24 protein-coding genes and 1 tRNA gene are annotated in these 24,385 nt (G+C 70.7%); 8 read left to right on the top strand and 17 right to left on the bottom strand.

Annotation, left to right across the window (positions count from 1 at the left end; all coding sequences use genetic code 11):
* Positions 1 to 2: 2 nt before the first annotated feature.
* Positions 3 to 791, bottom strand: a complete 789-nt coding sequence (locus tag OV427_RS18585; protein WP_324290063.1) for a radical SAM protein — start codon at positions 789 to 791, stop codon at positions 3 to 5.
* Between the two features lie 54 nt (positions 792 to 845).
* Between OV427_RS18585 and OV427_RS18590 the strand changes: the two genes are divergently transcribed.
* Genes OV427_RS18590 through OV427_RS18600 form a run of 3 tightly spaced genes read left to right on the top strand, consistent with a single transcriptional unit; the run spans position 846 to position 4,185 of the window.
* Entirely contained in the window at positions 846 to 2,144 is a 1,299-nt protein-coding gene (locus OV427_RS18590; RefSeq protein WP_267857461.1) for an asparagine synthase C-terminal domain-containing protein, read from the top strand.
* A complete protein-coding gene (locus OV427_RS18595) occupies positions 2,129 to 3,322 on the top strand; it encodes a glycosyltransferase (RefSeq protein WP_267857462.1) in 1,194 nt (397 codons plus the stop codon). The genes OV427_RS18590 and OV427_RS18595 overlap by 16 nt, the downstream gene beginning before the upstream one ends.
* A complete protein-coding gene (locus OV427_RS18600; RefSeq protein WP_267857463.1) occupies positions 3,319 to 4,185 on the top strand; it encodes an ROK family protein in 867 nt (288 codons plus the stop codon). Before OV427_RS18595 ends, OV427_RS18600 begins: the two co-directional genes overlap by 4 nt.
* Here OV427_RS18600 and OV427_RS18605 read toward each other — a convergent pair.
* The 3 genes from OV427_RS18605 to OV427_RS18615 all read right to left on the bottom strand — a co-directional run bounded on the left by OV427_RS18605 (position 4,182) and on the right by OV427_RS18615 (position 6,508).
* Positions 4,182 to 4,721 (bottom strand): pyridoxamine 5'-phosphate oxidase family protein, encoded by a 540-nt coding sequence (locus OV427_RS18605; protein ID WP_267857464.1) that lies wholly within the window; start codon positions 4,719 to 4,721, stop codon positions 4,182 to 4,184. The two genes, OV427_RS18600 and OV427_RS18605, sit on opposite strands and share 4 nt — an antisense overlap.
* Positions 4,722 to 4,866: 145 nt before the next feature.
* Positions 4,867 to 5,382: a hypothetical protein gene (locus OV427_RS18610; RefSeq protein WP_267863601.1), complete on the bottom strand. Its 516-nt coding sequence runs from the start codon at positions 5,380 to 5,382 to the stop codon at positions 4,867 to 4,869.
* A complete protein-coding gene (locus OV427_RS18615; RefSeq protein ID WP_267857465.1) occupies positions 5,279 to 6,508 on the bottom strand; it encodes an ImmA/IrrE family metallo-endopeptidase in 1,230 nt (409 codons plus the stop codon). Before OV427_RS18615 ends, OV427_RS18610 begins: the two co-directional genes overlap by 104 nt.
* Before the next feature lie 288 nt (positions 6,509 to 6,796).
* Between OV427_RS18615 and OV427_RS18620 the strand changes: the two genes are divergently transcribed.
* From OV427_RS18620 to OV427_RS18630, 3 genes are all read left to right on the top strand, one after another.
* On the top strand, positions 6,797 to 7,693 hold the full coding sequence (locus tag OV427_RS18620; RefSeq protein WP_267857466.1) for a S1C family serine protease: 897 nt from the start codon (positions 6,797 to 6,799) through the stop codon (positions 7,691 to 7,693).
* 21 nt (positions 7,694 to 7,714) lie between these two features.
* Positions 7,715 to 8,632: a S1C family serine protease gene (locus OV427_RS18625; RefSeq protein WP_267857467.1), complete on the top strand. Its 918-nt coding sequence runs from the start codon at positions 7,715 to 7,717 to the stop codon at positions 8,630 to 8,632.
* Positions 8,633 to 8,795: 163 nt separating this feature from the next.
* Positions 8,796 to 9,212 carry a type II secretion system protein GspG gene (locus tag OV427_RS18630; RefSeq protein ID WP_267857468.1) on the top strand — a complete coding sequence of 139 codons (417 nt, stop codon included), beginning with the start codon at positions 8,796 to 8,798 and terminating at the stop codon, positions 9,210 to 9,212.
* 7 nt (positions 9,213 to 9,219) lie between these two features.
* Here the strand turns inward: OV427_RS18630 and OV427_RS18635 are convergent, their stop codons facing one another.
* Positions 9,220 to 10,074, bottom strand: coding sequence for an SDR family oxidoreductase (locus OV427_RS18635; RefSeq protein ID WP_267857469.1), 855 nt, complete (start codon positions 10,072 to 10,074; stop codon positions 9,220 to 9,222).
* A 90-nt stretch (positions 10,075 to 10,164) separates the two neighbouring features.
* Complete coding sequence (locus tag OV427_RS18640) at positions 10,165 to 10,461, bottom strand: ubiquitin carboxyl-terminal hydrolase 14 (RefSeq protein WP_267857470.1); 297 nt, start codon at positions 10,459 to 10,461, stop codon at positions 10,165 to 10,167.
* 158 nt (positions 10,462 to 10,619) lie between these two features.
* On the opposite strand from OV427_RS18640, the gene OV427_RS18645 reads away from it, so the two are divergent.
* The gene (locus tag OV427_RS18645; protein ID WP_267857471.1) at positions 10,620 to 12,104 is read left to right on the top strand and encodes a DHA2 family efflux MFS transporter permease subunit; all 1,485 of its coding nucleotides are present in this window, start codon (positions 10,620 to 10,622) and stop codon (positions 12,102 to 12,104) included.
* 9 nt (positions 12,105 to 12,113) lie between these two features.
* Here the strand turns inward: OV427_RS18645 and OV427_RS18650 are convergent, their stop codons facing one another.
* The 5 genes from OV427_RS18650 to OV427_RS18670 all read right to left on the bottom strand — a co-directional run bounded on the left by OV427_RS18650 (position 12,114) and on the right by OV427_RS18670 (position 17,614).
* Positions 12,114 to 12,587 (bottom strand): GNAT family N-acetyltransferase, encoded by a 474-nt coding sequence (locus OV427_RS18650; protein ID WP_267857472.1) that lies wholly within the window; start codon positions 12,585 to 12,587, stop codon positions 12,114 to 12,116.
* An 84-nt stretch (positions 12,588 to 12,671) separates the two neighbouring features.
* On the bottom strand, positions 12,672 to 13,256 hold the full coding sequence (locus tag OV427_RS18655) for a thioredoxin family protein (protein ID WP_267857473.1): 585 nt from the start codon (positions 13,254 to 13,256) through the stop codon (positions 12,672 to 12,674).
* A 49-nt stretch (positions 13,257 to 13,305) separates the two neighbouring features.
* Positions 13,306 to 15,624 carry a protein-disulfide reductase DsbD family protein gene (locus tag OV427_RS18660; RefSeq protein ID WP_267857474.1) on the bottom strand — a complete coding sequence of 773 codons (2,319 nt, stop codon included), beginning with the start codon at positions 15,622 to 15,624 and terminating at the stop codon, positions 13,306 to 13,308.
* A gap of 182 nt (positions 15,625 to 15,806) precedes the next feature.
* Complete coding sequence (locus tag OV427_RS18665) at positions 15,807 to 17,063, bottom strand: vWA domain-containing protein (protein WP_267857475.1); 1,257 nt, start codon at positions 17,061 to 17,063, stop codon at positions 15,807 to 15,809.
* A gap of 386 nt (positions 17,064 to 17,449) precedes the next feature.
* Positions 17,450 to 17,614, bottom strand: coding sequence for a hypothetical protein (locus tag OV427_RS18670; RefSeq protein WP_267857476.1), 165 nt, complete (start codon positions 17,612 to 17,614; stop codon positions 17,450 to 17,452).
* A 581-nt stretch (positions 17,615 to 18,195) separates the two neighbouring features.
* Between OV427_RS18670 and OV427_RS18675 the strand changes: the two genes are divergently transcribed.
* Positions 18,196 to 20,403 (top strand): (Fe-S)-binding protein, encoded by a 2,208-nt coding sequence (locus OV427_RS18675; RefSeq protein ID WP_267857477.1) that lies wholly within the window; start codon positions 18,196 to 18,198, stop codon positions 20,401 to 20,403.
* A gap of 99 nt (positions 20,404 to 20,502) precedes the next feature.
* Here the strand turns inward: OV427_RS18675 and OV427_RS18680 are convergent, their stop codons facing one another.
* The 6 genes from OV427_RS18680 to OV427_RS18705 form a co-directional block, all read right to left on the bottom strand.
* Positions 20,503 to 21,057, bottom strand: a complete 555-nt coding sequence (locus OV427_RS18680; RefSeq protein WP_267857478.1) for a DUF2378 family protein — start codon at positions 21,055 to 21,057, stop codon at positions 20,503 to 20,505.
* 185 nt (positions 21,058 to 21,242) lie between these two features.
* Entirely contained in the window at positions 21,243 to 21,713 is a 471-nt protein-coding gene (locus OV427_RS18685) for an ankyrin repeat domain-containing protein (protein WP_267857479.1), read from the bottom strand.
* Positions 21,714 to 21,780: 67 nt separating this feature from the next.
* Positions 21,781 to 22,425: an alpha/beta hydrolase gene (locus OV427_RS18690; protein WP_267857480.1), complete on the bottom strand. Its 645-nt coding sequence runs from the start codon at positions 22,423 to 22,425 to the stop codon at positions 21,781 to 21,783.
* 109 nt (positions 22,426 to 22,534) lie between these two features.
* Entirely contained in the window at positions 22,535 to 23,497 is a 963-nt protein-coding gene (locus OV427_RS18695; protein ID WP_420718268.1) for a TolB family protein, read from the bottom strand.
* A gap of 113 nt (positions 23,498 to 23,610) precedes the next feature.
* Complete coding sequence (locus OV427_RS18700; protein ID WP_267857482.1) at positions 23,611 to 24,138, bottom strand: non-proteolytic archaemetzincin-like protein; 528 nt, start codon at positions 24,136 to 24,138, stop codon at positions 23,611 to 23,613.
* 63 nt (positions 24,139 to 24,201) lie between these two features.
* Positions 24,202 to 24,275: transfer RNA gene (locus OV427_RS18705), tRNA-Gln, on the bottom strand.
* Positions 24,276 to 24,385 lie beyond the last annotated feature (110 nt).

The raw sequence follows: 24,385 nt of genomic DNA on the forward strand, positions 1-24,385 counted from the left end.
CCTCAGACGCGGGCGCGCGGCAACTGTGCGTGAGGCCGCCACTCACCACTGGCGCCCAGGCAGTAGCGGCAGGTCTCCAGCGGCGTGTCGCGCTCGAGGTAGCCGAGCATCCGCTCCAACAGGTCCGGCGCATCCAGCGGTACGCCGTCCACCTCGGCCAGCGAGGGCATCTCCGGATACCGCGCGCCAAGCACCGTGGCCACGTGCGGAGGACGCGTGCAGGCGTAGAAGCGGCCGGCGTGCACGAGGTGACAGCGGACCTTGAGCCAGCAGCGCTCGTACACGGCGCGCACGGCGGAGTCCGAGGTGTGCGGCGCGTCGGGCGTCAGTTCCTGGAAGGCGTCGATGCTCTTCACCGAGAGGTGGACGCCATGCTGCTCGCAACGCTCGGTGATGCGTTGAATGGAGCGCTCCGGCAGCGGCGCGGAGGAGTAGACGGACAGCGTCATCCGGTCCAGCCGCTCGTAGACGGCGTCAGGCGCGCTCTGGGCGAGGAAGCCGTTGGTGGTGATGGACACCTGCTCGCAGATGCCGGAGTCGCGCACGGCGTCGAGCACGGCGGGAAGGTCCGGGTGGAGGAAGGGCTCACCGCCGGTGAGCTTGAAGATGTTGGGGTGGAGGACGCGGGCCAGCCGGCGCAAATCGTCACCGAGCGCGGACGGCGCCACGGCCCAGGTGGGCAGGTGGGGCGAGAGCGGGCAGCACTGCACGCAGCGCAGGTTGCAGTGCGTGGTGACGTGCGACTCCAGGGACCAGGTGAGGATGCGGCCGTCGTGGAGCTCGTAGCGCACGCCCGCGACTATAGCGGGGTTGCCCGGGCCTCCCGCGCTTGTCACAGTCACCGCGTGTCCCACGCTCCCAGCGGTCCGCTTGCCACCCTGCCCCGCTACCTGCCTCGGGAAGACGCGCCCACGGCGGAGTCCGTGTGGCGCCTCGCGCCGGAGGGACTGGACCCGGAGGCCGTGGCCACGTTCCTGCGGCACGGGCTGCCCCCGGAGGAGAGCCTGTTCCAGGATGTGGGGCGGATGCCGGTGATGCTGCCTCGGATGCGGCGTGCGGCGGTGCCCACCGAGGATGAAGACCGGCTCGCCGAGCGCCTGCTCTCCGCCCTTGCCGGCACCGTGAGTCATCGCGTCGCGGAAGGGGCGCGCGACGTGAGCCTGAGCGGCGGCGTGGACAGCGCGGCCCTGTGCCTGCTGGCCGCGCGCGCGGCGCCCGGACAGGTGCGCGCGTGGACCATGGATGTCCACTTCGCCGATGCGGTGGAGCGGCAGCACGCGAAGGCGGTGGCCCGGGTGGCGGGTGTGGAGTGCGTCGATGCGCCCATCCCCGACGCCGTGCTGCCGGACCTGTTCGAGCCCGCCGTCCTGAGCAATGAAACGCCCCTCATCAATGCCCGCGCGGTGGCGAGCTTCGCCTTCTATGCGGAGGCCCGGAGACACGGAGCCTCGGTGATGCTGAGTGGCGCGGGCGCGGACGAGGTGCTGCTGGGCAATCCGGAAGCGCTCGCCGGAGCACGGGCGCGCGTGGACGAGGACCGGCGTCTCGCCCGCGAAGTGCTGCGGCCCTCCGCCGTGGACGACCTGGGGGCGAATCACGACGCGGACCGTGCCCCCTGGGGCCTGGTTCCCGAGGACGTGCACCGCCCGGAAGAGGTCCGCTATGCGTCCTGGGTCCTGCGAGAGCTGGTGCTCCCTCCCGAGGTGAGAGGTGCAAGGGCCCACGGCCTCACCGTGCTCACGCCGTATCTCGACGAGGACTTCATGAAGGTGGCGCTGGCACTGCCCGTGTCCGTGCTCGTGCGCGACGGTGTCGGCAAGTGGCTCTTCCGCCAGGCCGTGCGCGGGCTCGTCCCCGACGAAGTGCGCCTCGCGCGCAAGACGCCGCGCTACGCGCACACGGCCCTGTCCAGCCCCGTGCGAGAGCGCTGGCTGGAGCTGTACCGCGCGTGGCTCTCGCCCTCGCGGCTGGAGCCGCTGGAGGTCATCGACTCCGCCGCGGCGCTCGCCTTCCTGGAGCGCTACACCCGTCTGTCACCCGACGCTCCCGAGGCCAGCGGGATGGACCGGCTGTTGATGCGGCTCGTCTCCCTCGCCATGCTCCACGCGCACTGCGCCTCTAGCTCCCCATGTCCCGAATCCTGATTGCCACCTCGCCCGAGAAGGGCCACCTCAACCCGATGATTGGCGTGGCGCAGTGGCTGCGCCGCCTGGGGCACACCGTGGGCTGGCTCTGCATCCCCGAGCCCGCGCCCCAGCTCGCCCGACTCGGCGTGGAGGTCCTCCACCTGCCCCATCCCGAAGCCCCGGCCCCCGCAATCGAGACGGGCGGAGAGGCCCTGGCACGGCTCGTCCTCGACGAGGTGGCGCTGGGAAAGTGGATTCGCGGCCTGCTCATCGACGCGGTGCCCGCGCTGCTCGAGCCCGTGCGAAGGGTGGTCCGCGACTTCCGCCCGGACCTCATGGCGCTGGATGGGATGCAGTACGCCGCCGTGCTCGCCGCGCACGAGCTGGGCATTCCGTGGGCCGGCGTGTCGTCGGCGCTCTCGCTGCTGGAGCCGCCCCTGGACTACGGCCTCAAGCGCAACGTGCGCGCGCTGGCGCCGGAGCGGCAGGCGCTGTTCGCCCGGCACGGCTTCGACGCGCGCTTCCGCAACTGCGAGTGCCTCTCGCCGCGCCTCAACGTCATCTTCTCCACCGAGGCCTTCCTCGGCTCCGATGCCGGAGTGCCACCCGCCACACACCTCGTCGGCCCCTCGACTCCACTCACCGAGCGAGGTGACGAGGTGGACTTCCCCTGGGAGCGCCTGGGCGCGAAGCCGGTGGTGTACGTGTCCTTCGGCAGCCAGATTTCGTGGCAGCCGGAGCTGTTCCGCACCATCGCCGAGGCCGCCGCCCCGCTCGGCGTCACGCTGGTGCTCAGCGCGGGCGAGCTGGCCGACACGGAGTTCTCCCGCTCGCTGCCCGGGGACGTCGTCGCCGTGCCGTACGTGCCGCAGCGACAGCTCCTGCCGCGAGCCTCGGCCTTCGTCTCGCATGGGGGCGCCAACTCGGTGATGGAGGCGATGACCGCGGGAGTGCCGCTGCTGCTGTTGCCCATCTGCAACGACCAGCCCATCCAGGCGCACTTCCTCACGAAGTCGGGCGCGGGGCTCGCGCTGGAGCCGCGCACGCTCACGGTGGAGGCGTGCCGCGCCGCGCTCCGCCAGCTCCTGGAGCCCGGCACGCCGCTGCGCCAGAAGCTGGCCGCCATCTCCGCCACCTACCAGGCGCGCGACGGAGCGAAGGAAGCCGCCGAGCGCATCGCCGGGCTCGCGGCATGAGCCGGAGCCCGCACGGCTGGGACGTCCGGCGCCATGTGCCCGAGGGTGTGACGTCGCTGGAGGTGTGGAACCTCCCGGTGCTCGGACACGAGCTGTGGGAGCTGCTCGGCGCCGCGCGGGTGGAGAGGGACCGGAGCGAGGGCGTTCCCGAGTCGATGATTGCCTTCCACCTGCTCCCCGTGCTCGCCGGAGCGCTGGCGGAGCTGGTGCCCCGGCATGACGCGGACGCAGTGTGGCTCTGCGGCGGGCTGGCGTGTCTCGAAGGCTTCGCGGAGCTGGTGGAGGAGGCCACGGCGGCGCTTCCCTTTCCCGTGTACGTCGCCGAGGACCCGCGCTTCGCCGCCGCGCGCGCGGGCCTGCGTTTGCTGGAGCCGCTGCGACTGGCGAGCCCGGTGGCCATCGACGTGGGGCAGACCAGCATCAAGTGCGCGAGCCCCAGCGGCCAGCGCGTCTTCGAGCGAGACACCGCCGCGGTGCCGTTCCGCCTCATCGGCACGCCGCGCCCGGAGGACGGACACCACGTGCGCGCGGCGGTGCGCTTCATCGGAGACGCCCTGCACACCTTCGTGGAGCAGGCAGTGCCTCTGGACGCGCTGTGCCTCGCGCTCCCGTGCCCGCTCGATGCCGCGCTGATGCCTGGAGGCTGCACCTACGGCTGGGAAGGACACGCGCCGCTGGTGGCAGACGTGCTTCACGCTGCCGGACTCACGGGCCCGGAGCGCGGCGGCACGGTGCTGGTGCTCAACGACGCGGAGCTGGCCGCGGAGGCCGCGCGATACGACACGCGGCTCGCGGACAACCCGCGCGTGCTGTGCCTCACGCTCGGGTTCGGCCCGGGAGGGGCGCTGCTCGAACGGGGTTAGTGTTGCAGGTCCAGCTCCTTCTTTGGCGCAAGCTCGGGGCGCTGCTTCGTCACCAGGGCCTTGGCGGTGCTGAAGAGGACCTGGAGCTTGCCTCCCGCGGGGTGGACGTACTCGGCGTGCTCGGGGACGAAGCGCAGCAGGGCGATGTCGCCCTCGTCGGGGCCCTTGGGGAACCACGGCTTCCAGTCCGCCTCCCACAATTCGTGGATGACCTGCCGGTCGCGGACGATTTCCACGGTGCCCGACACGGAGAGATACGTGGCGCTGTTCTCGGTCGAGTGGAAGGCGAGCGAGCAGTGCGGGTCCGTCTCCAGGTCCTGCACCTTCTGCGTGTCCACCCAGGTGGCGAACCAGATTTCGGAGCCGGACTTGCGCTTCCTGGACAGGGCCATGGGCCGCGTGTGGAAGTGCCCGTCGCTGCCGCGCGTGGTGAGGAGGGCCACGTCGTAGTCCTTCAGCAGGGACTCGAACTCCTGGCGGTCTCCCGGAGCGACTCCATGCGCCGGCTTCGTCGTGTTCTCGCGCGTCTGTTCCATGGGCTCACCTCGCGTTCGGTTCCAGGATGGTGTTTCGCGGAATCGGGATGGACCCTGGACAAGCTAGGAATGCCCTCGCACGGTGCGAGCCACGGGACGGGAGGAGGAGGCATCGCCCGCCTGGCTGTCTGGCGGCCGGGCCCGGCTACCACCAGATGGGCGCGCGCTGGGGAACGAAACGGGCGCAGTACCAGGAGGACAGCTCGTCCGAGGCCCGCTTCGTCAGGCCATGTCCGACGCGCAGCACGTCCAGGAAGCCATGCCACGAGACGACACGGCCGTGGAGCTCCTCGATGCCGCGATGGAGCGCCCTGCGGTCATTGAGGACGGCCGTCACGTCCCCGTGGTGAAAGGCGTAGGCGATGACCGAGTGCTCACCGAGTCCCTCGGTCGGCGGTGGAAGCTGAAGCTGGACGAGCGTCCGCGCCTCGGGACTCTGCGGTGTCAGCATCATGGGCGCGCCCGCGATGGCGCGCAGCATGTCATCGGCTTCCTTCACCAACCTGGGCGCGGCACCGTTCAACCGGGCGTTGACCGTCAGCTCGTCCCAGACCGTGTCAGTGATGACGACGGGAAGCGGGCCCAGCCCTCCCAGGGTCCCCGCGTGACCCGCTCGCTGGATGTTGGCCAGGATGTCCGTATCCACCACGTACCGCATCATGCAGAGAGCGCTCCTCCAGGGAGCCACCAAGCAACTCTCGTGCACGGCTTGCGGAGATGATGTCCCGGGAGTGGGCCTCCAGCGTCCTGCGCTCCAGGCCGTCGAAGCGGGACTCTTCCTCGAAGCCCGTGAGCGGTGCTTCATCCGGCGTGGTCAGCAGGGCTTCGACGGTCTCCGCGGAGCGGAAGTAACGGAGGTTGTAGAGGTGCCAGGCCATGGCCGGGAAGCTGAGACCGAAGCGAGTCCGGGCCCGGGTGACCAGCGCCTTCGCCTCCGAGAGACCGTATCCCACTGCCTTCGCAGGCCCCAGCTCCCGCCGCACCGCCTCCTCGGGTGCGAGCAGCATGGCCGCGAAGGCGTTGGCCCGCTTCTCTTCCGGCGGGTTCTCCATCCAGAAGCCCGAGGTCTCGAAGCGTCCCTCGTCCGTGGTGACGCCGCTGTCGGAGAGGTCGAGCAGTTGATGGGCCAATTCGTGCGCGAGGACGAAGCGGTACACGGGCTCGCGCTCGATGCGAGTGCTGATGACAATCAGGCGTGCTCGCCCGGAGCGGCAGCTCGCACCGAGCACCGAGGACTGCTCGAAGGGGTGCCGCAGAACGAGGATGTCGAAGCGGCCCTCCACCAGTCGCGCCAGTCCGCGCAGGGGCCCCTGGCGCTCGGGGAGCAGGGCACGCACCTGGAGCGCGCTCGCGTAACCGGCGCGGTGCGCGTTCCTCGTGGGCGCGGACTTCGGGTGGAAGCCTTCCGCGAGCCGTTCTACGCGCAGAAGATCTCCGAGCAACGAGAACGCCTGGGCCTTCTGGAGTCCCCTCGCGAGCGCCTCGCGGTCCTTGGAGGACAGGGAGGCGCCCACGGAGCGGCCCTTCAAGAGGACCCCGGGCTCGACTGGCGCCCTCTCCTGGGGAGCCGAGGTGTGCAGGAACGCCGTGGGCGCGACCCCGAGGGCACTCGCGAGCCGCGTGAGTGCCCCCGCGCCCAGCGCTCCCTGCCCCTGCTCGAAGCATTCGATGAGTCGAGCGGGAACTGCCGTGCGAGCAGCCAGGGCGTCGATATCGAGCCCCGACTCCCTCCTTCGCCGCGACAGCCGTCGTCCCAGCTCCTTCAGTGCCTCCACCTGACGCTCCATGCCTCCACGCCCTCCCTTCATGTGCGGCGACGTCCCCAGCCAACCCGCCTACCTGCCACGTACTGCTTCCACACGACAGTATAGGCAGCCCCTGACACGGCGGCTCTGACCTCCGAGGTCACTCTCATACGAGCGCTTCCGCAAGGCGGGCTGACCCCACCCGAACCACCAGTCCCCTCCCCCAGATGGCCAGCCGGCCTACCCGAACGGGTAGCTCCGCCCCCTGCCCGGTCCGCCGATGTGGCGCCTTTTCGAGGTCTTTACCTTCAGCCTCGAAAGGAATCCGTCATGTCCACCGACCTCCAGTCCCTCTCGCAGTCCCTCGCCTCCGTCGTCGAGCGCGTCGCCCCCAGCATCGTCCGCGTCGAGGCGCGCCGCCGTCGCGGGGCCTCGGGCATCGTCTGGGGCACCGAGGGCCACATCGTCACCACCAGCCACGCCGTCGAGCACGAGGGCCACATCCAGATTGGCCTCGCTGACGGCAGCACCGTCTCCGCCGAGCTCATCGGCCGCGACGCCAGCACCGACCTCGCCCTCCTCAAGGCCGACGCCTCCAGCCTCACCCCACTCCCCCCGGCACCGCTCGACGAGGTGAAGGTCGGCCACCTCGTCGTCACCGTGGCCCGTCCGGGCCGCACCGCGCGCGCCACGCTCGGCATGGTCAGCACCCACGGCGAGGGCTGGCGCACCCACGCCGGTGGCCGCGTGGACCGCTACCTCGAAACCGACGCGGACCTCCCGCCCGGCTTCTCCGGCGGCGCGCTGGTGGACACGCAGGGCCGTCTCGTGGGCCTGCTCACCGCGGCCTTCTCGCGCACGGCCGCCGTCGTCATCCCCGGTGACACGCTCACCCGCGTGACGGCCGCGCTGAAGGAGCACGGGGGTGTGCGCCGGGGCTACCTCGGCGTGGGCGCGTACCCCGTGCGCATTCCGCAGCACCTGGTGGAGCGCGCCGGCAGCGAGGCGGGCCTCGTCTTCCTCTCCGTGGACCCGGACGGCCCCGCGCAGAAGGCGGGCCTGCTGCTCGGCGACGTGCTGGTGAGCCTGGGTGGCCAGTCGCTGCACCGCGTGGAGGACCTGCTCGGCTACCTGGGCGACGAGAAGGTGGGCACCACCGTCCAGGCCCGCGTGCTGCGAGCCGGCGAACTGCGCGAGGTGCCCATCACCGTGGGCAAGCGCTCCTGACGTGAAGGAAGGGACGACACGATGAAACTCCTGCAACAGTTCTCCGATGACCTGGAGTCCCTCGTGGAGCGTGCCTCGCCCGCCGTGGTGGGCGTGGAGCACTCGCGAGGCCACGGCACCGGCCTCTTCCTCACGCCGGACGGCTACGTCCTCACCAACCGCCACGTGGTGATGCGCAACCCGCGCGGCCTCACCGTGCAGCTCTCCAACGGCGAGGAACTCCGAGGCACGCTCGTGGGAGGAGACGCCCCCACGGACCTCGCGGTGGTCCGCGCCGAGGGCACCGACTTCCCCACCCTGCCGCTGGCCGACCCGCGGTCCGTGCGCGTGGGCCAGCTCGTGATGGCGATTGGCAACCCGTTCCGGCTGGAGCAGTCGGTGTCCATGGGCGTGGTGAGCGCCATCAACCGCAGCCTCACGCTGCCCAACGGCGTCGTGCTGGAAGGCATGCTCCAGACGGACGCCGCCATCAACCCGGGCAACTCGGGCGGGCCGCTCATCAACACGCGCGGGCAGGTGGTGGGGCTCAACACGCTGGTGCTGCCGTATGCGCAGGGCATCGGCTTCGCGGTGGGCGCGGCCACGGCCGCATGGGTGGCCAGCCTGCTCATCCAGCGCGGCAAGGTGGAGCGGCGCTTCCTCGGCATCGCCGCCACGGCGGTGAACCTGGACACGCGGCTGGCACAGGACACGGGCCAACCTCGTGCGGTGAAGGTGCTCAAGGTGCAGGACGGCACCCCGGCCCACGACGCCGGGCTCAAGGTGGACGACCTGCTGCTGGCCATCAACCGCAAGACGGTGGGCAGCGTGGATGACCTGCAGCGCCTGATGGCACTGGCCACGGACGAGGAGGTGACGCTCGACATCCTCCGCAAGGGCGGCGGCCGGAAGAAGCTCTCCGCACGCACCCGCCCGCGCGTGGAGCCCGTGGCCGCGTGAGCGAAGGAACAGTGGCTCCGGTCCAGGGCGGGCAGGACGTCAGGATGACACGTGCTCGGTCGACGGCACTGTCACTCTGGCGGACTCCGTCGACAGTCCTGGAGAGCGCCGCACCGGAGCATGAGGGGCACGGGGCTTGAATGAGCGGTGATGACCCACCGCAATGCCCAGACGCTCGTTGAGCCACGCCCTCCAAGAAGCCGCCAAGGCGCTTCTCTTCATCGCCCTCGTCATCCTGGGGCTGCTGCTGCTATCGACTCCCATCGCCCATTGGGTGATGGAGGGGTGCTCGAGGCAGGACCGTGCCCGTCTGGACCTCCTCAACCTCGAGAAGGCCTTCGAGCTCTACGTTCAGCGGACAGGCCGACTCCCGAGCAGGGAAGAAGGGCTGCAGGCCCTCGTCGAAGCGGGCGTCCTGGAGAAGCTTCCGGTGGACCCGTGGGGCAATCCCTATGCGTTCTCCATCGCAGAGGACGGACACGCCGAGGTGTCGACCCTCGGCGTCGACGGAGTAACCGGGGGAGACGGAAGCGACGAGGACCTCGTGCGCCGCTTCCGGCTCTCCGTGCCCACACGCTGAGCCCGCGTCACTTGAACGCGGCCGCGTGCCTCCGTGCCCAGTCGGCGAACGTCCCCGGCTTGCGGCCCGTCACCTTCTGCACGGAGTCCGTCACCGTGGCCGTCCTGCCCACCTTCATCGCCGCGAGTAAATCCAGCAGCGCGTCCACGTAGGCGGCCGGCATGCCTGTGCCCACCATGGCCTGCTTCGCGGCGTCGGGCGGCACGTCCACGAACTTCACCTCGCGCCCGAGCGCCTTCGTCAACACCGCCGCCTGCTCCGCGCCGGACAGGGCCTCGGGTCCGGTCAGCGGGTACGCCTTGCCCTCGTGGCCCGGCTCGGTGAGCGCCTTCACCGCCACCGCGCCGACGTCCGCTGGGTCGATGACCGACGTCTTCCCCTCGCCCGTGGGCTGGTAGAAGGCCCCCTGTCCTTTGATGCTGCCGATGTTGCCGAGCATGTTGCTCATGAAGTTGACGGGCCGCAGGAACGTCCACGCCAGACCGGACGCCTCCAGCTGCTTCTCCACGGGACGGTGCCAGCGGGCGAAGGTAATCGCCTCCTCCTGCGCGCCGAGCAACGACAGCTTCACCACGTGCTTCACGCCCGCTTTCTTCGCGGCGTCGATCGCCTTCGCCTCCAGCGCCTGCCCATCCACGCCAGACCCGACGAGGAACAACTTCTCCACACCCCGCATCGCACGCTCCAGCGAGGCGGCGTCGCCGAGGTCCCCCTTCACGATGTCCGCCTTGCCCTCGAACTCGCGGGCCTTCGCCGGGTCTCTCACCAGGAGTCGGGGCCGGATGCCCGCCGCGATGAGCTGCCGCGCCACTTCGCCGCCGATGGTGCCCGTGGAGCCGGTCACCAGAATCGTGCCTGCCATGCCTGCCTCCTCGTGAGGGATGAACGCGCCCACCAGAAGGCAGCCCCGGCCCCGTGACAATGTCCCGGGGTGCCGGGTGTCCGTAACTGGTTACGTGCGCGCCTCGTGCTCGTGCGGGGGCCGGCTCTCCAGGAAGAGCTCGTCCACGAAGCACCACAGCCAGTCCTCTCCCGGCTGGAAGGACTGGATGACGGGGTGCTTCGTCTGGTGGAAGTGCTTCGTCGCGTGCTTGTTCCTGGAGTCGTCACAGCAGCCGATGTGGCCGCAGGACAGGCAGCGACGCAGGTGCACCCAGTCGTCGCCCATCTTCAGGCACTCCTCGCAGCCCTGCGGCGTCCGGGGCTCCGGGTCTCCCGCCGCTTCCACGTGGTCGCACGTCTCCGCCATGGTCCACCTCCGTCTCCACACCGTACGCACGCCGGGAGCGCGCCACATCCCCAGCGCCCGGGCAGTCGTGCGCGTGCCCCCGTGCATGCCCTGAATCCCACCGCGCCGGTGACTCCAGGCATGGCGTGTCCGTGGCCCCGTCTCCACGCTAGAGCCATATGGCCCCCGACACTCCGGCTCCTCCCTCCTCCGTGGCCTATGCGAGCAAGCAGGGCCGCGGCGTGCTGCTCGCCAGTGTGCTCGGCAGCGGCATGGCCTTCCTCGATGGCACCGCCGTCAACGTGGCCCTGCCGGCCATCGGCCGCGAATTGGGAGGGGGCATGTCGGGCCTCCAGTGGGCGGTGGACGCATACCTGCTCACGCTCGGCGCGTGGGTGCTCACGGGAGGCGCGCTGGGGGATGCGTGGGGGCAGCGCCGCGTCTTCCTCGTGGGCCTGGTGGCGTTCGCCGCGATGTCGGTGCTCTGCGGCCTGGCGCCGGGAGTCTGGACGCTCGCGCTGTTCCGCGCCGCGCAGGGGGTGGGGGCCGCGCTGCTCGTGCCCGCGAGCCTCGCGCTGCTGCGCACCTCCTTCGCGGAGGCGGACCGCCAGCGCGCCGTGTCCGCCTGGGCGGGGCTGTCCGGCGTCACCACGGCGGTGGGACCGCTGCTCGGCGGCTGGCTGGTGGATGCGGGCTCGTGGCGCATGGTCTTCTTCCTCAACGTGCCCGTGGGGGCGCTCGCCGTCTGGGTGGCGCTGCGCCACGTGCCGAACGACGCGCCGACGGGGGATGCGCACCGGCTGGACTTCGCCGGTTCGACCACGGCGGCGCTCGGCCTGGGCGGCGTCATCTACGCCCTCATCGAGGGCCCGGCCCATGGTTGGAATGCGCCCGCCATCCTCGCGGCCGTGGGCGGCACCGCGCTGCTGGTCGCCTTCGTCTTCGTGGAGGCACGGCAGCGTCATCCGATGCTGCCGCTCACCCTCTTCCACTCGCGGACGTTTTCCGGAGCGAACCTCACCACGCTCGCGGTGTACTTCGCGCTGGGCGGCGCCATCTTCCTGGTGGTGCTCGCGCTACAGCAGCAACTCGGGTACTCGGCGCTCGCGGCCGGGGCAGCGCTGCTGCCGATTACGCTGCTGATGCTCGCGCTGTCGCCCGTGGTGGGCCGGCTCGCGGGCCGCATCGGCGCGCGTCCGTTGATGACGGTGGGGCCGGTGCTGGCGGGCGTGGGACTGGCGCTCCTCACGCTCATGCGGCAGGGAGGAAGCTACGTGAGCACAGTGCTTCCCGGAGTCATCGTGCTGGGGCTGGGGCTGGCCATCACCGTGGGCCCGCTCACCGCCGTGGTGCTCGGCGCGGTGGAGGACCGCTACGCGGGCATCGCCTCCGGAGTGAACAACGCAGTGGCGCGCATCGCCGGCCTGCTCGCGGTGGCGCTGCTGCCGCTGCTGGGCGGGCTGAGCGGGAGCATCGGCACGGACTTCCTCGAAGGCACCCGGCGCGCGCTCTGGGTGTCCGCGGGGCTGTGCTTCGTGGGTGCCCTGTGCGCGCTCCTCACGATTCCCCGCGAGGCCGGCCGCGCGGAGAAGGGGCCCACGACGGCGCCGCCCTCACGAGGGCAGCACCGGCGGGAAGTGCCACCCCGGGAACAGCACGCCTAGCAACCCGGGCTACGACTCCCCGGGCTTCCACTCGAGGGCCATCGGGTTGGGCGCGAAGCCGAGCTTGTCGTACAGCGGCCGGCCGTCCTCCGAGGCATGAAGCCACAGCCGTCCCATGCCCGCCTCGCGCGCGAAGGCCATCAACTCCTTCATCAGCGCGCGCGACAGGCCCCGGCCCCGCCACGCGGGCGCGGTGTACATGTTGAGGATGTACCCCTCCAGCCCGCTCAGGTGGTTCGCCGCCGGAGGCCGCTCGAAGGGGGACAGCCCGCTGCACGCCACGGCCTCGCCTTCCACGGAGGCGAGCCACACGTGGAACCGCCCCTCGGGCAGCGCCGTCCGCAGGTAGCGCCGGGTGGCCGCTTCCCACGCCGCGGCGTTCGCCTCCGTCAAACCGCCGAAGATGCTCATCAACTCGCGCCGCAGCCGGATGACGTCCTCGATATCGGCCGCGCCCGCCTTGCGGATGCTCCACGTACTCATGCGTCCCTCCACCGCGAAAAGCAGAAGGCCCCCGTCCACTCGGGAACGAGGGCCTCCGGGCATCATCCCACGAGGGGATGCAACCTAGCTGCTCTTGTACTTCACGGAGCAGCCGTACGGCGTGCTGGTGCCGGTGGGCACCGGCTTGCCACCGAGCAGCGCATCCACCGCCGCCTTCACGTGGTTGACCTTCTTGTCATTCTTGCCGCGCGGGTCATCGTCGATGGCGCCCGCGTAACGAACGACGCCCTGCTCGTCGATGACGTACATGTGCGGCGTCGTCTTCGCGCCGAAGGACTTGCCCACCGTGCCGCTGGCGTCCTGGAGCACCGGGTAGCTGAAGCCCTCCGTCTTCTTCCAGGCCGCGGACTTGTCCGGCGTGTTGTGCGCCGTGGAGTCCACCGCCAGCCACACCACCTTCTTCGCGTCGAAGCCCTTCAGCGTGTTGGCCATGGTGTCGGCCGAGTAGTGCCGCTGCACGAAGGGGCACTCGGGGTTGGTCCACTCGAGCACCACCACCTTGCCCTTGTACTGCGCCAGCGAGTGCTCCTTGCCCGTCTCGTCCTTCAGCGTGAAGGCCGGGGCGGCCTTGCCCACTTCGGCGTCAGCGAACGCGGGGGCGCCCAGGAACAGCGCGCCGAGCGAGAGTGCGGTGAAGACCTGCTTCATGGCGTTCCTCCTCTGCATGGGACAGCGGAATACCAACGACAGCCACACTTCAAGGCCGTGGGAACCCGACGGCACAGACGATGTTGGAACCACTCTTGCGACGCGCGGGCGAGCACTCCGCAGCGCGCTTCACCGCGTCCACCACCAGGTCCGCGGTGAGCAACTCCGGCAGCACCTCCGGCCTGTCCGGAGCGCCGGGGCTCAGCACCAGGTACATGGGCACGCCGGCCCGGCCGTGCTCGGCCAGCTTGGCGGTGATGCGCGCATCCCGGCGCGTCCAGTCGGCCACGAAGAAGGCGACCTGGTGCTCGGTGAAGGCAGCCCGCACCTCGTCACGCGACAGCACAGTGCGCTCGTTGAACTTGCAGGTGAGGCACCAGTCGGCGGTGAAGTCGATGAACACCGGCTGCCCGGCCTCCAGCGCCGCCGTGACGGCCGCCGCGTCCCACGGCTGCGTCCGGGCCACCGTGGAGGACGCGCGGGCCTCGGGGGCCAGCCCGTCGAAGCGCAGCGACGCCACGCCCGCGCCCACCAGCACCAGCGCCGCCACCGCCAGACTGGCGAACCTGCGCCCACCCTCCTGCGATTGCGACTGGCCGTACACCCACGTGCCCAGGCCCACCGCGACGAGGAAGGCCAACAGCCGCGCCATGCCGTCCACGCCGGCCAGCCCGCCCATCACCCATACCAGCCACACCGTGGTGGCCAGCAGCGCGAAGCCGAGCACCTGCTTGAAGCGCTCCATCCACGCGCCCGGCTTCGGCAGCTTCTTCGCCAGTCCCGGCACCAGCACCAGCACGCAGAACGGCAGTGCCAGGCCCAGGCCCAGCGCGGTGAAGACGGCCAGCACCGTGAGCGGGCCCGCCGCGAAGGCGAAGCCCACCGCCGTGCCCAGCAGCGGCGCCGAGCAGGGCGTGGCCAGCACCACTGCGAGCACACCCTCGCCCGCGCTGTGCATCAGCCCGTGGCTCTGGTCCACCTTGCCCGCGAGCGCCGTGCCGTCCATGCCCACGTTGAAGACGCCGAAGAGGTTGAGCGCGAAGGCCACCAGCACCGCGCTCACCGCCGCGACGAAGAGCGGCTCCTGGAACTGGAAGCCCCAGCCCACGCTGGCGCCGCCCGCGCGCACCGCGAGCACCGCGCCGGCCAACAGCAGCATGCTGCCGATGATGCCGCCCGCGTACGCCGCCGCGTGCGAGGCCACGCGCCCCTGCTCCTGCTGCACCATGCGCGTGAAGCCGTACGCCTTGAGCGCCAGTACGGGGAACACGCACGGCATCAGGTTGAGCAGCGCGCCCCCGAAGAACGCGAACAGCAGCGCCATGCCCAGCCCCACCGAGGACTCCGCCGGAGCAGCCGCTGGCGCCACCGCGGCCACCGGCTTCACGGCGGCGATGCTGTCCTTCACGGAACGCAGCTTCGCGACGGGGGGCGCGGCGGCCACGGCCCCACCGGCGGCCACGATGGGCGCCATCGCCACGTCCACCGCGAGCGGCTGGTAGCCCGACGCCGCCGTGCCCAGGCGCAGCACGCCCGTGAGGCGCGGCTCGGTGCCCGGCACGTCCGGCTCCGCCTTGCCCTTCAGCTTGAAGCGGCCCGCGCCCGCCGGGGTGAGCGTCACGCTCGCCACGCCGCCGATGCGCTCGGGGGTGAAGAAGTCCCCCTCCGTCGCGGGCAGTGCCGCGCCGCCAGGGCCCGTCACGGTGAGGGTGCCGGTGAAGTCCTGCCCGGCGGTGAGCTGCTTCGCGTCCAGCGCGAGCTGCACGGTGTGACCGGTGTCCGCCGTCGGGCGGGGCACCTTCGCCTGCGCCGCGTCGAAGGCGCGCATGGCCTCCGCGTCGCGCACCGTCTCGGTGCCCAGCGGCACGCTGCGCGTGAGCATCAGCTCGGCGGGGATGCAGTGCACCTCGCACACCAGCGCGTTGGCGGCGGCGGACAGGTGGAGCTGACCCGTGGCGTCCTGCGCGGCGTGGGCCTGCGCGAAGAGGAGCACCTCGCCCTCATAGCCGTGCGTGGTGATGAAGCCGTCCGGCGTGCGGAAGGTGTGCGGGGAGGGCCACTGCAGCGACCCCACCGTGGAGCCCGGCGTGTCCCAGGTGACGTCCGTCTCCAGGCCCGAGTCGCCCGGGTTCTTCCAGTAGATGTGCCAGCCCGGGTCCATGCGAAAGCGCACGCCCACGCGGAAGGTGTCGCCCGGCTTCACCTGGGTGGAGTCCACCAGCAGCGTCGCCTCGACGCGCGGGTCGCCCTCGTCGGGCGCGCCCGTGCCCACGGCGGACGCGGGCACTTCCGCCCACGCGGCCGCCGCCATCAGGAGCACTCCCACAACCCCGGCCTGGCCGAGCCTCTTCACCTGCTGACGCTTCATGCGCCTCCCGTTAACCCACCGGAGGCCGGGCCGCCAGCGAAGGGCACGGGTCTCCAACGTGAATGAACCATCCGGGCAGGCGGGCATTCCCCGCCGCCTCGCCGTCCGCCCTTCACTACGGGACGCAGGTCCAGGCGGTTACGTGAAGGTGGGATGCTGGAGGCGGGCAGGCAGGCGCCGGCTCAGTCTTCGGACTTCCAGGGCAGCAGCGCCGGGGCGGGCACGGCGGGGCCCACGCGGCTCATGGTGATGCGGGAGACCTCGGAGTGGGCGCGGCGCATCACCAGCGCGGGCACCTGCTGGTTGGCGCGGCGCTCCAGGAACCGGCGCAGGTCCGCCAGCCGCTCCACGTGGCGCTGCGGGGGCACCTCGGGCGCACCCAGACGGGCGAGCTTGTAGAGCGCCATGTCGGCGGCCTCGAGCGCGCGCTCGGCCGACTCCTGGTGGCGGCGGCCGAGGGCCTTCCACGCGGCGGACTCGGCGGCCACCAATTCCAGCTCCGCGGACACCGCGCGCACGTAGCGGCCCTGGTCGCTCTCCGGGAGGATGCGCGTCACCGGCACGGTGATGCGGCGCGTGTCGCCGTGCTCGGTGAAGGACGTGGACACGCCCACGTTCCACTCCGCGCTGCCCAGCAGGCCGGAGAAGAGGACGCGGCGGGGGAAGGCCTGGGACACCGCACCCAGGGTGGCGCTCATGGCGTCGCCCTCCACACGCGCGGGGTAGCGGTGGCGGCAGCGCAGGTCGGCGAAGCCCGTGGGCAGCACGTACACGCGCGCGTCGGACACCACCTCGCCGAACAGCTCCGCGCCCAACTGGCCTACGGCCATGGGCAGACCTTCCGGGTCGTCCACGTGGACGAAGCCGGTGCCGGACGGGCTGGTGAGGGCCTCGAGGATGTCGGGCAGGTAGTGCCGGCCCAGGCCCAGCGCGTGGAGCATGACGCCGGACTCGGCGACGCGGGCGCCCAGCGCCTTGAAGTCGGGGAGCTGCGACGGGCCCACGGAGGGCTCGCCGTCGGTGAGCATCAATACCTGGGGGCGGGCGCCGGGAACGAGCACGCGGCGGGCGGCCTCGGCGGCGCGCTCCACGGCCTCGTGCAGGGCGGTGCCCTCGCCGGACTCCAGGCGCGAGAGGACCTTGAGGAACTGGGCCTTCGCATTGGGCTCCATGGCGCGCATGGGGAGCACCTGCTCGGGCTCGGCGTCGAAGGTGAGCAGGCCCAGGTAGTCGCGCGGGCTGGCGCGGTCCACCAGCGTCTGCGCGGCCTGCACGGCGGCCAGCAGGGGCACGCCGCGCATGGACGCGCTGCGGTCCAGGGCGAGGTTGATGGCCACCGGCGCGCGAGGCGCGTCGGAGTCCGCTTCCAGCGTGACGAGGAGGAGCACCTCACGGCCGTGCTCGGCATCGCGCTCCACTGCCCAGGCCGTCTGCTTCATCCGAACTCCCCCGCAGTCTCACGAGGCATTGTGCCGCGAATCTCTCTGCGAGGAACGACGCCCCTCGCCGCCGGAAGTCTCATGGGCCACAACGCCCCGGGAGCGGGGGCTCCCACGGGAAGGCTTCAGGGCACGAGAATGTCGGGAGTCTGGCTTTCGGGCAAGGGGGGCACACCGACCCCAGACCTCGGGTTCCGGGGAAACGGACTGCACGTCCCTGTTCTTGTCCTGGTGGGGATGACGAACGGGCCCCGCCTGGAGACCCCGTGGAGCGCTTCAGGCCCGGGAGCTCACCGTGGAGGGAGCCGCCGCGCGGACTTCGAGCCGCTCAGTGACAATCGCAACAGGAATGCCCCCGCGCATCCGTGGGCCGCGGGGGCTCCGAGCTACTCCGCCGCGTGCCAACCGCCCCACGCCTCCTCGCCGTAGCCCCACCGGCCTCCCGCCGAGCCGTCCGCCTGAGGCACACCCTCGGACTCGCCCTCGTCCTTGCGGTCCGCGTAGGGCAGCCCCTCATCGTCCATGTACGTGGTGTCGTCGTGCTGAACCATGCTCGGCTCCTTCGGGCGCTCCGCCTGGATGGAGATGGTCGGCCTCGCGGCTCGCCTCTCCTCGGGCGCCCTTCCATTCGGTCGACTCGGGCCCACCCCATGTAGTGCCCGACCAAACAAGCGTTGACCGATTTACCAACCAGATTGACCATGTCACCCCGCGTTGTAAAGCCCTTGGGGCGGCAAAGTTCTGAACCTGCCCGGCGCCCCGTGCCCGCCTGCCTGCCCCACGCCAGCCAAGCACGTGATTCCAGCAGGTTACCTACGGTCATCCGTAGAACACTTTGTGCGACAATCGTACAAGGTACGTCCACCGCTTCACGGTGGGAAGCTCTACAGGTTTCACGGAGCGGCGATTTTCAGATGCCCCCTCACCAGCACCAGGCGTCAGTAAATGCGTGCGCCGGCCGGTTCCCCACCAGCGGGGCGAAGCCGCGTGCTTCACTGGAGGACATGCGCCACCGCACGGCGCTTGATTCGCGAATCACCCCTGTTAGGGTTGACCAGCACTCGAGATTTGCCGCGCCGCGGCATCGGGCCTTCCAAGGCCGCGCGCGACCCCAGAGGTCCTCAAGAGTCCCATGAGCCCCATCATCACCGGCCTATTGCTCGCCGTCGCCGTTCCCATCTTCGTGATGACCATGTCTGGTCGCGTGGGCGTGCTGCTCGCGATGAAGAAGGAGAACCGGCTCGACAACATCCCCCTGCGCATCAAGCGGCTCGTGCTCTTCGGCCTCGGGCAGAAGCGCATGGTGGACCCGGAGGAGTTCACCCCGGGCCTGATGCACGTCTTCATCTACGCCGCCTTCATGGTGCTGGCGCTGCGCACCGTCATGATGTTCGCCATGGGCCTCTCGTCCACGGCGCTGGACGTGCTGACGGACCTGGGCCACCCCATCTGGGCGGACGCGGGCCCGCTGCTCGCCATCTACAAGGTCTACCTGCTGGCCAAGGACGTGGTGGCCGCGCTCGCCCTGGTGGGCTGCGCCTACTTCGTCTGGACGCGCTGGAAGGTGAAGCCGGACCGCATGACGGTCTCCTGGGAGGCGTACCTCATCCTGGGCTTCATCTCCGGGCTGATGATTACGGAGTTCTTCTTCGGCGGCAGCCACATGGTGGCCGCGCACACCGCGCAGGCGCAGATGGGCGCCACGCAGGTGCCCCAGACGGCGGCCTCGCTCGTGTGGTGGGAGCCCGTCACCAGCCTGGTGGGCCTGGCGATGATGCCCCTGGGCGAGTTCCCCGCGCACGTGCTCGGCGTGGCCGGGTTCTGGACCCACCTGGTCATCATCCTCACGTTCCTGAACTTCCTGCCGCTCGGGAAGCACTTCCACATCATCACCGGCCTGCCCAACGTCTTCTTCCAGCGCACCCACTCCACCGGCAAGCTGCCCACGCCGAATCTGGAGAAGGAGGAGTTCGGCGCCGCGACGGTGAAGGACCTCACCTGGAAGCAGGGCCTGGACCTCTACTCCTGCACCGAGTGCGGCCGCTGCCAGACGCACTGCCCCACGTACATCACCGGCAAGCCGCTCACGCACAAGGCCGTCAACCAGGACCTGAAGCATTGGATCTGGGAGCACGAGCAGTGGGCGGAAGAGGGCTACGGCCCCAGCAAGACGAAGGAGCCGCTGCCCGAAATCGTCGGCTCGGCGCTGAAGGCGGAGACGGTGTGGGCGTGCACGAGCTGCGGCTGGTGCGAGCAGGCCTGCCCGGTCTTCATCGAGAACGTCCCGCGCCTCATCGACATGCGCCGCTATCAGGTGCAGGTGAAGGCGGAGTTCCCGCCCGAAATCCAGCGCGTGTTCGAGGGCATCGAGCGCCAGGGCAACCCCTGGGGCATCGGCCAGGACCGGCGCGACGAGTGGGCCGAGGACCTGGCGCTGCCCACCTGGGGTGACGGCGGCGGCCCGTACGAGTACCTCTTCTTCGTGGGCTGCGCGGGCAGCTACGACGACAAGCAGAAGAAGGTCAGCCGCTCGCTGGTGAAGATCCTGCGCGAGGCGGGCGTGTCCTTCGCCACGCTGTCGAAGCAGGAGATGTGCAACGGCGACTCGGCCCGCCGCATGGGCAACGAGTACCTGTTCCAGACGATGGCGAAGACGAACATCGAGACGTGGAACTCGATGGGCGTGAAGGCCGTGATTACCCAGTGCCCGCACTGCTTCAACACCATCAAGAACGAGTACCCGGAGTTCGGCGGTGAGTACCGCGTCATCAACCACACGCAGCTCATCAGCGAGCTCTTGAACGAGAAGCGCATCAAGCTCTCCGCGGTGATGAACACGAAGCTCACGTACCACGACCCCTGCTACCTGGGCCGGCACAACGGCGTGTACGACGCGCCCCGCGCGGTGCTCAACGCCATCCCCGGGCTGGAAGTGGTGGAGATGCAGCGCAGCAAGCGCGAGGGCTTCTGCTGCGGCGCCGGCGGCGGGCGCATGTGGATGGAGGAGCACATCGGCACGCGCATCAACCACAACCGCATCAACGAAGCGGCACTGACGCTGAAGCACGCCGAGGACCCGTCCACGCCGTACCCCGATGCCGCGGACAGGAAGAAGCCGGGCATGGTGGGCGACTACAAGGAGAAGGGCGGCAGCGGCGTGGTGGCCGTGGCGTGCCCGTTCTGCTCGACGATGCTCAACGACGCGGTCAACGACACCGAGCGCGGCGAGAACATCAAGATCAAGGACATCACCGAGCTGGTGGCGGACTCGCTCGTCCAGACGCGGGGCGGCGCGGGCACCGTGACGCCCGGCGCGGTGGTGAGCGCCAAGCCGGAGTGAGTGCAAGCCGGATGACGGGCCCCCAGAGTCCGTCACCGTGAGCGAGGGCCCGGAGGCTTCCACCGCGAAGCCCCGGGCCTTCGTCGTTTCAGGAGGTGTTCACCCCTTCCACTCCACCAGGAAGCGGCATGCGGGGGGCTCCTGCTGGAGCACCGACACCCGTGACTCTCGCGCGCCCATCACCTTGAGCGCCGCTTCCAGGATGCCGATGTAGTAGTGCGGCCGGCCCCCGATGTCGTTGATCCACAGCTCGCAGGCCGTGGGCGCCCGCTCCGTCACGCGTGAGGCCTGGAAGTTGTTCGACGTCCGGAACCCGCGGTCGAGCTGACCGAGAGCCAGCCGAGGCCCCAGGGCCCGCGCGGCCGTCGCCATCACCCGGCCCAGCATCGTCGACAGCAGGCCGTCGAGGGCGGTATGCCCCAACCGCCGCTGGGCCTCTTCCCGCTCCAGCTCCGGCCACACGTCCCGCAGCACGATGTCCTGCCACCGCAGCCACGAGGCAAAGGGGTAGGCCGGAAGCAGGTCCTCCTCCAACGCCAGCCCCGCCGAGCGCAGCGACTCGCGAGCGGAGCCGGACAGGCGCCCGTGCAGGGCGATGAGGAACAGGCCCTGCACGGTGCCGCTGTAGATGAGGCGCGTGTCCGGCGTCTCCATGTCACGGCTCCGCGACGAACTGCGAGCGCGCCGACCCCTGGCACCGCCACCTTGGTACCCTGCTGACACACGTCAGCCATCCCGTTTCGAACGGGAAGGCTGTCGGTGAAATAGTGAAGAAACCCTGTTACTGACGTAACGGGAGAGGCCCCGCGGTGCAGGAGTGTCCGGGAGCCGACGGAGGCTCAGCGCTTGCGGGTCTTCTCCGCGCGCAGGGCCCGCTCCAGTCGCTTCGCGGGGCCGTCATCCCCCAGCTTGCCGGCCACGTACGCGCCCGCGGAGGCGAGCCTGCGGTCCATCTTGTCCGGCTCGGGGATGGACGGCTCGGAGCGCAGGTCCGTGATTCCCACGCCGGACAGCAGCGTGCGCGCGAGGTCTCGCTCGTCGTCCTTCGCGTGCGGGAGGAGCAGCTTGCAGACCTCGGGGTGGCCGTGGGCGGCGGCCATGATGAGCGCGGACTCGCCAATGCTGTCGGTGAGCTCGGGGTCAGCGCCCGCCTCCAGCAGCAGGCGCACGAGGTCGGCCCGTCCCGCGCGCGCGGCGGCCATCAGCGGCGTGCGCCCCTCGGCGTCGAACGGGTTGGGGTCCGCCCTGGCGGCGAGCTGGGACTTCACGGCCTCACGGTCGCCCGCGAGCACTGCATCGAACAGGGACATCACCCACCTCCAAGCCCCGGCAGCATCGCGCCTCGCGGCCCCGGACGCCAGCCGCCCCCGGCGCGAGTCAGTCCACCGGTGGCAGCGCGGCCAGCCAGGCGAGCACGGCGTCCTGCTCGGCCGGCTCCACCAGGAGCCACTCGTGTCCGCGTCCGGCGACGACACGCGCCTGGAGCGGCACGCCCGCCGCACTCCAGGTCTCCAGCGCCCGGCGCCACAGGGCGGGCCCGTCACCGTCCCCCTCCCCCACCAGGGACAGCAGGGACACGCGCGTGTATGCGGCCCCCGAAGGTGGACTGGACTCATTCCCACGAGAGAAGCGCGGCGCCCCGGCCAGGAGCACCAGCCCGCCGAAGGAGTCCGGCCGCGCGGACCACAGCTCCAACGCCATCTGCGCGCCCGCGCTGAAGCCGAGCAGCACCGGCCGCCGCGCATCCACGCCCGGCACCCGCGCCGCGTCCGGCACCACCTTCAACATGACCCGGTTGGCATCCGCGCCGCGCCAGCCGGAGAAGTCCTTCCGGGACAGCGTCAGCAGCGCGAAGCCCCGCCGCGCGAAGTCCGCCGCGAGCGGCTCCACCAGGCCGAGGCCGTCACTCCCCGACGGATGCAGCCACACCAGGAGCCGGTGCGGCTGCGCGGCGGTGGCCTCCTCCGAGACGAAGAGCCGGTACGGCACCCCACCCTCCGGTGTGCCGGTGTGCAGGCGCATTCCGGCGGGAGGCTCCGCGAGCATGGGGGCCACGGCCCCCGAAGGCCCAGCCGCGCACGCTGCACACAGGGCCAGTGCGAGGACGGCGAGACGCACGGAAGCCACGCGTCTACAGGGGTCCGTACGACGGCTCCGCCGCACTGGGCACGGCGAGCGTCACCGAGCTCGGAGTCCCCGTGCCCGTCGTCGCGCGGTAGATGCCCGGGTCACCGCCGCTGGCGTCGACGAGGAGGAATCCGAGCTGGTTGGAGCGCGTCCAGCTCGGCCAGGTCTCCTGCACGCTCGCGGCGGTGAGGTCCGTCACCCGCTGCGCGCCACTCACCCCCGAGCCCCCGAACGCGGCCACGAAGATGCGCACGCTGCCGGAGGACAGCCGCCCGTCGAAGGCCACCTGCGAGCCGCTCGGCGACACCGCCACGCGGTTCTCCACCGCGAGCACCTCGTTGCCCAGCGAGCTGAACGTGGCGCCGGAGCCGTCGACCGGCACGCGCGCAATCTGGTTGAGCTGGCCCAGCCCGCTGCCCGCGGGCGCAATCACCGCGCTCCCGTTGGGCAGGAAGGACGGCGCGCCGTAGGAGACGGTGGTGTTCGGCGTGAGCTCCACGAAGCCGCTGCCGTCCGTGTTCACCCGGCCCAGCGACGTGACGGAGCTGTTGCCCGGGGTGAAGACGAAGACGACGCTGCGGCCGTCCGGGCTGAAGGTGGGCGTACGGAAGTTGCCGCAGCCGCGCGGGCACGCGGAGTCACCCGCGCTGAACAGCGTGGCCGTGGTGCCACCCGCGGTGGGCACCGTCCGCAGCGAGGTGGCACTGCCGGTGCGCTGGACGAACACGACGCTGCGCCCGTCGCGCGACACGGAGGGCCAGTACACCCCGCCCGTCGTCGTGAGCTTCTGCGGGCTGTTGGGGTCGCCGTCGTCGTCCACCACGTAGACGTTGCGGTCGTCCTCGCGCACGAAGGCGAAGCCCTGGGTGAAGAGGACGTCGCCGGTGGTGCCGCCACCGCCGTCGTCGATGGGCTCGCACGCACCCAGCAACCCAACCGCCAGCACTCCACCGATGAAACGCCGCATGCCCGTCATCGCAGTCACTCCGCCTTCCGGCCGCTCCGAGTGCCCCGTACTACAGGGCGCACCGGGTCGGACGTCAACGCGTCACGGGACATTCAACGTGTCCCCGTGGACTGTCAGCGGTTGAGCTTCTGAAGCTCGTTGCGACACATGTTGCACAGCGACAACTGCTTGCGGTCGCAGTCCTGGGGCGTCTGGGCGAAGAACATGACGCACCGCGGGTCCTCGCAGTAGGACAGCCCCAGCAGGTGCCCGGCCTGGTGCACCACCTCCACCTGGATGCGGCGGCGCAGGGGTTCCCCGTCCGCGCCCTGGCGCAGGCGGAAGAGGCTCACCACCGCGGTGCGGGACTCGCGGTCCGCCTCGCCGAAGACGAAGGGCGAGTCGGGGACGAAGAGGTCCACGTCGGTGATGCCCATGACGGCGGCCTGACCGGGCTCCAGCATCGGCGAGAGCCGCCGCATGATGGCGTTGCAGTGGTACTGCCCCCGGTCCTTGTTGAAGGCATAGGCCGGAGAGGGAAAGGCCGCCTTCGCCAACACCGACTGGACGCCCATGTGCGTCGCCAGCGGGTCCTGCAAGTCCCTCAAGAGGGAGGCCGGTGGGCTACCCACGGAGACCAGCAGGAGCGTCTTCTGCGGCATCGGGCCACCGTCCTTCATGCACGCGGACGGACGCGCTTGCTACCGCGTCCCCCCGGAGCGGAGTGGCTGGGGCGCAAGGATTCGAACCTTGATAATCAGAGTCAAAGTCTGATGTCCTGCCATTAGACGACGCCCCAGCAGGTTCGCACGTGTGAGTCTGGTGCCCGATTCTACGGCATCCCGACGGGCTCGGGAACCCACCCTGACAGGGTTCCCGACCTTGTCCGCCATCTGACCCGACCGGGGG

This window comes from Pyxidicoccus sp. MSG2, from assembly GCF_026626705.1.
Lineage (GTDB): Bacteria > Myxococcota > Myxococcia > Myxococcales > Myxococcaceae > Myxococcus.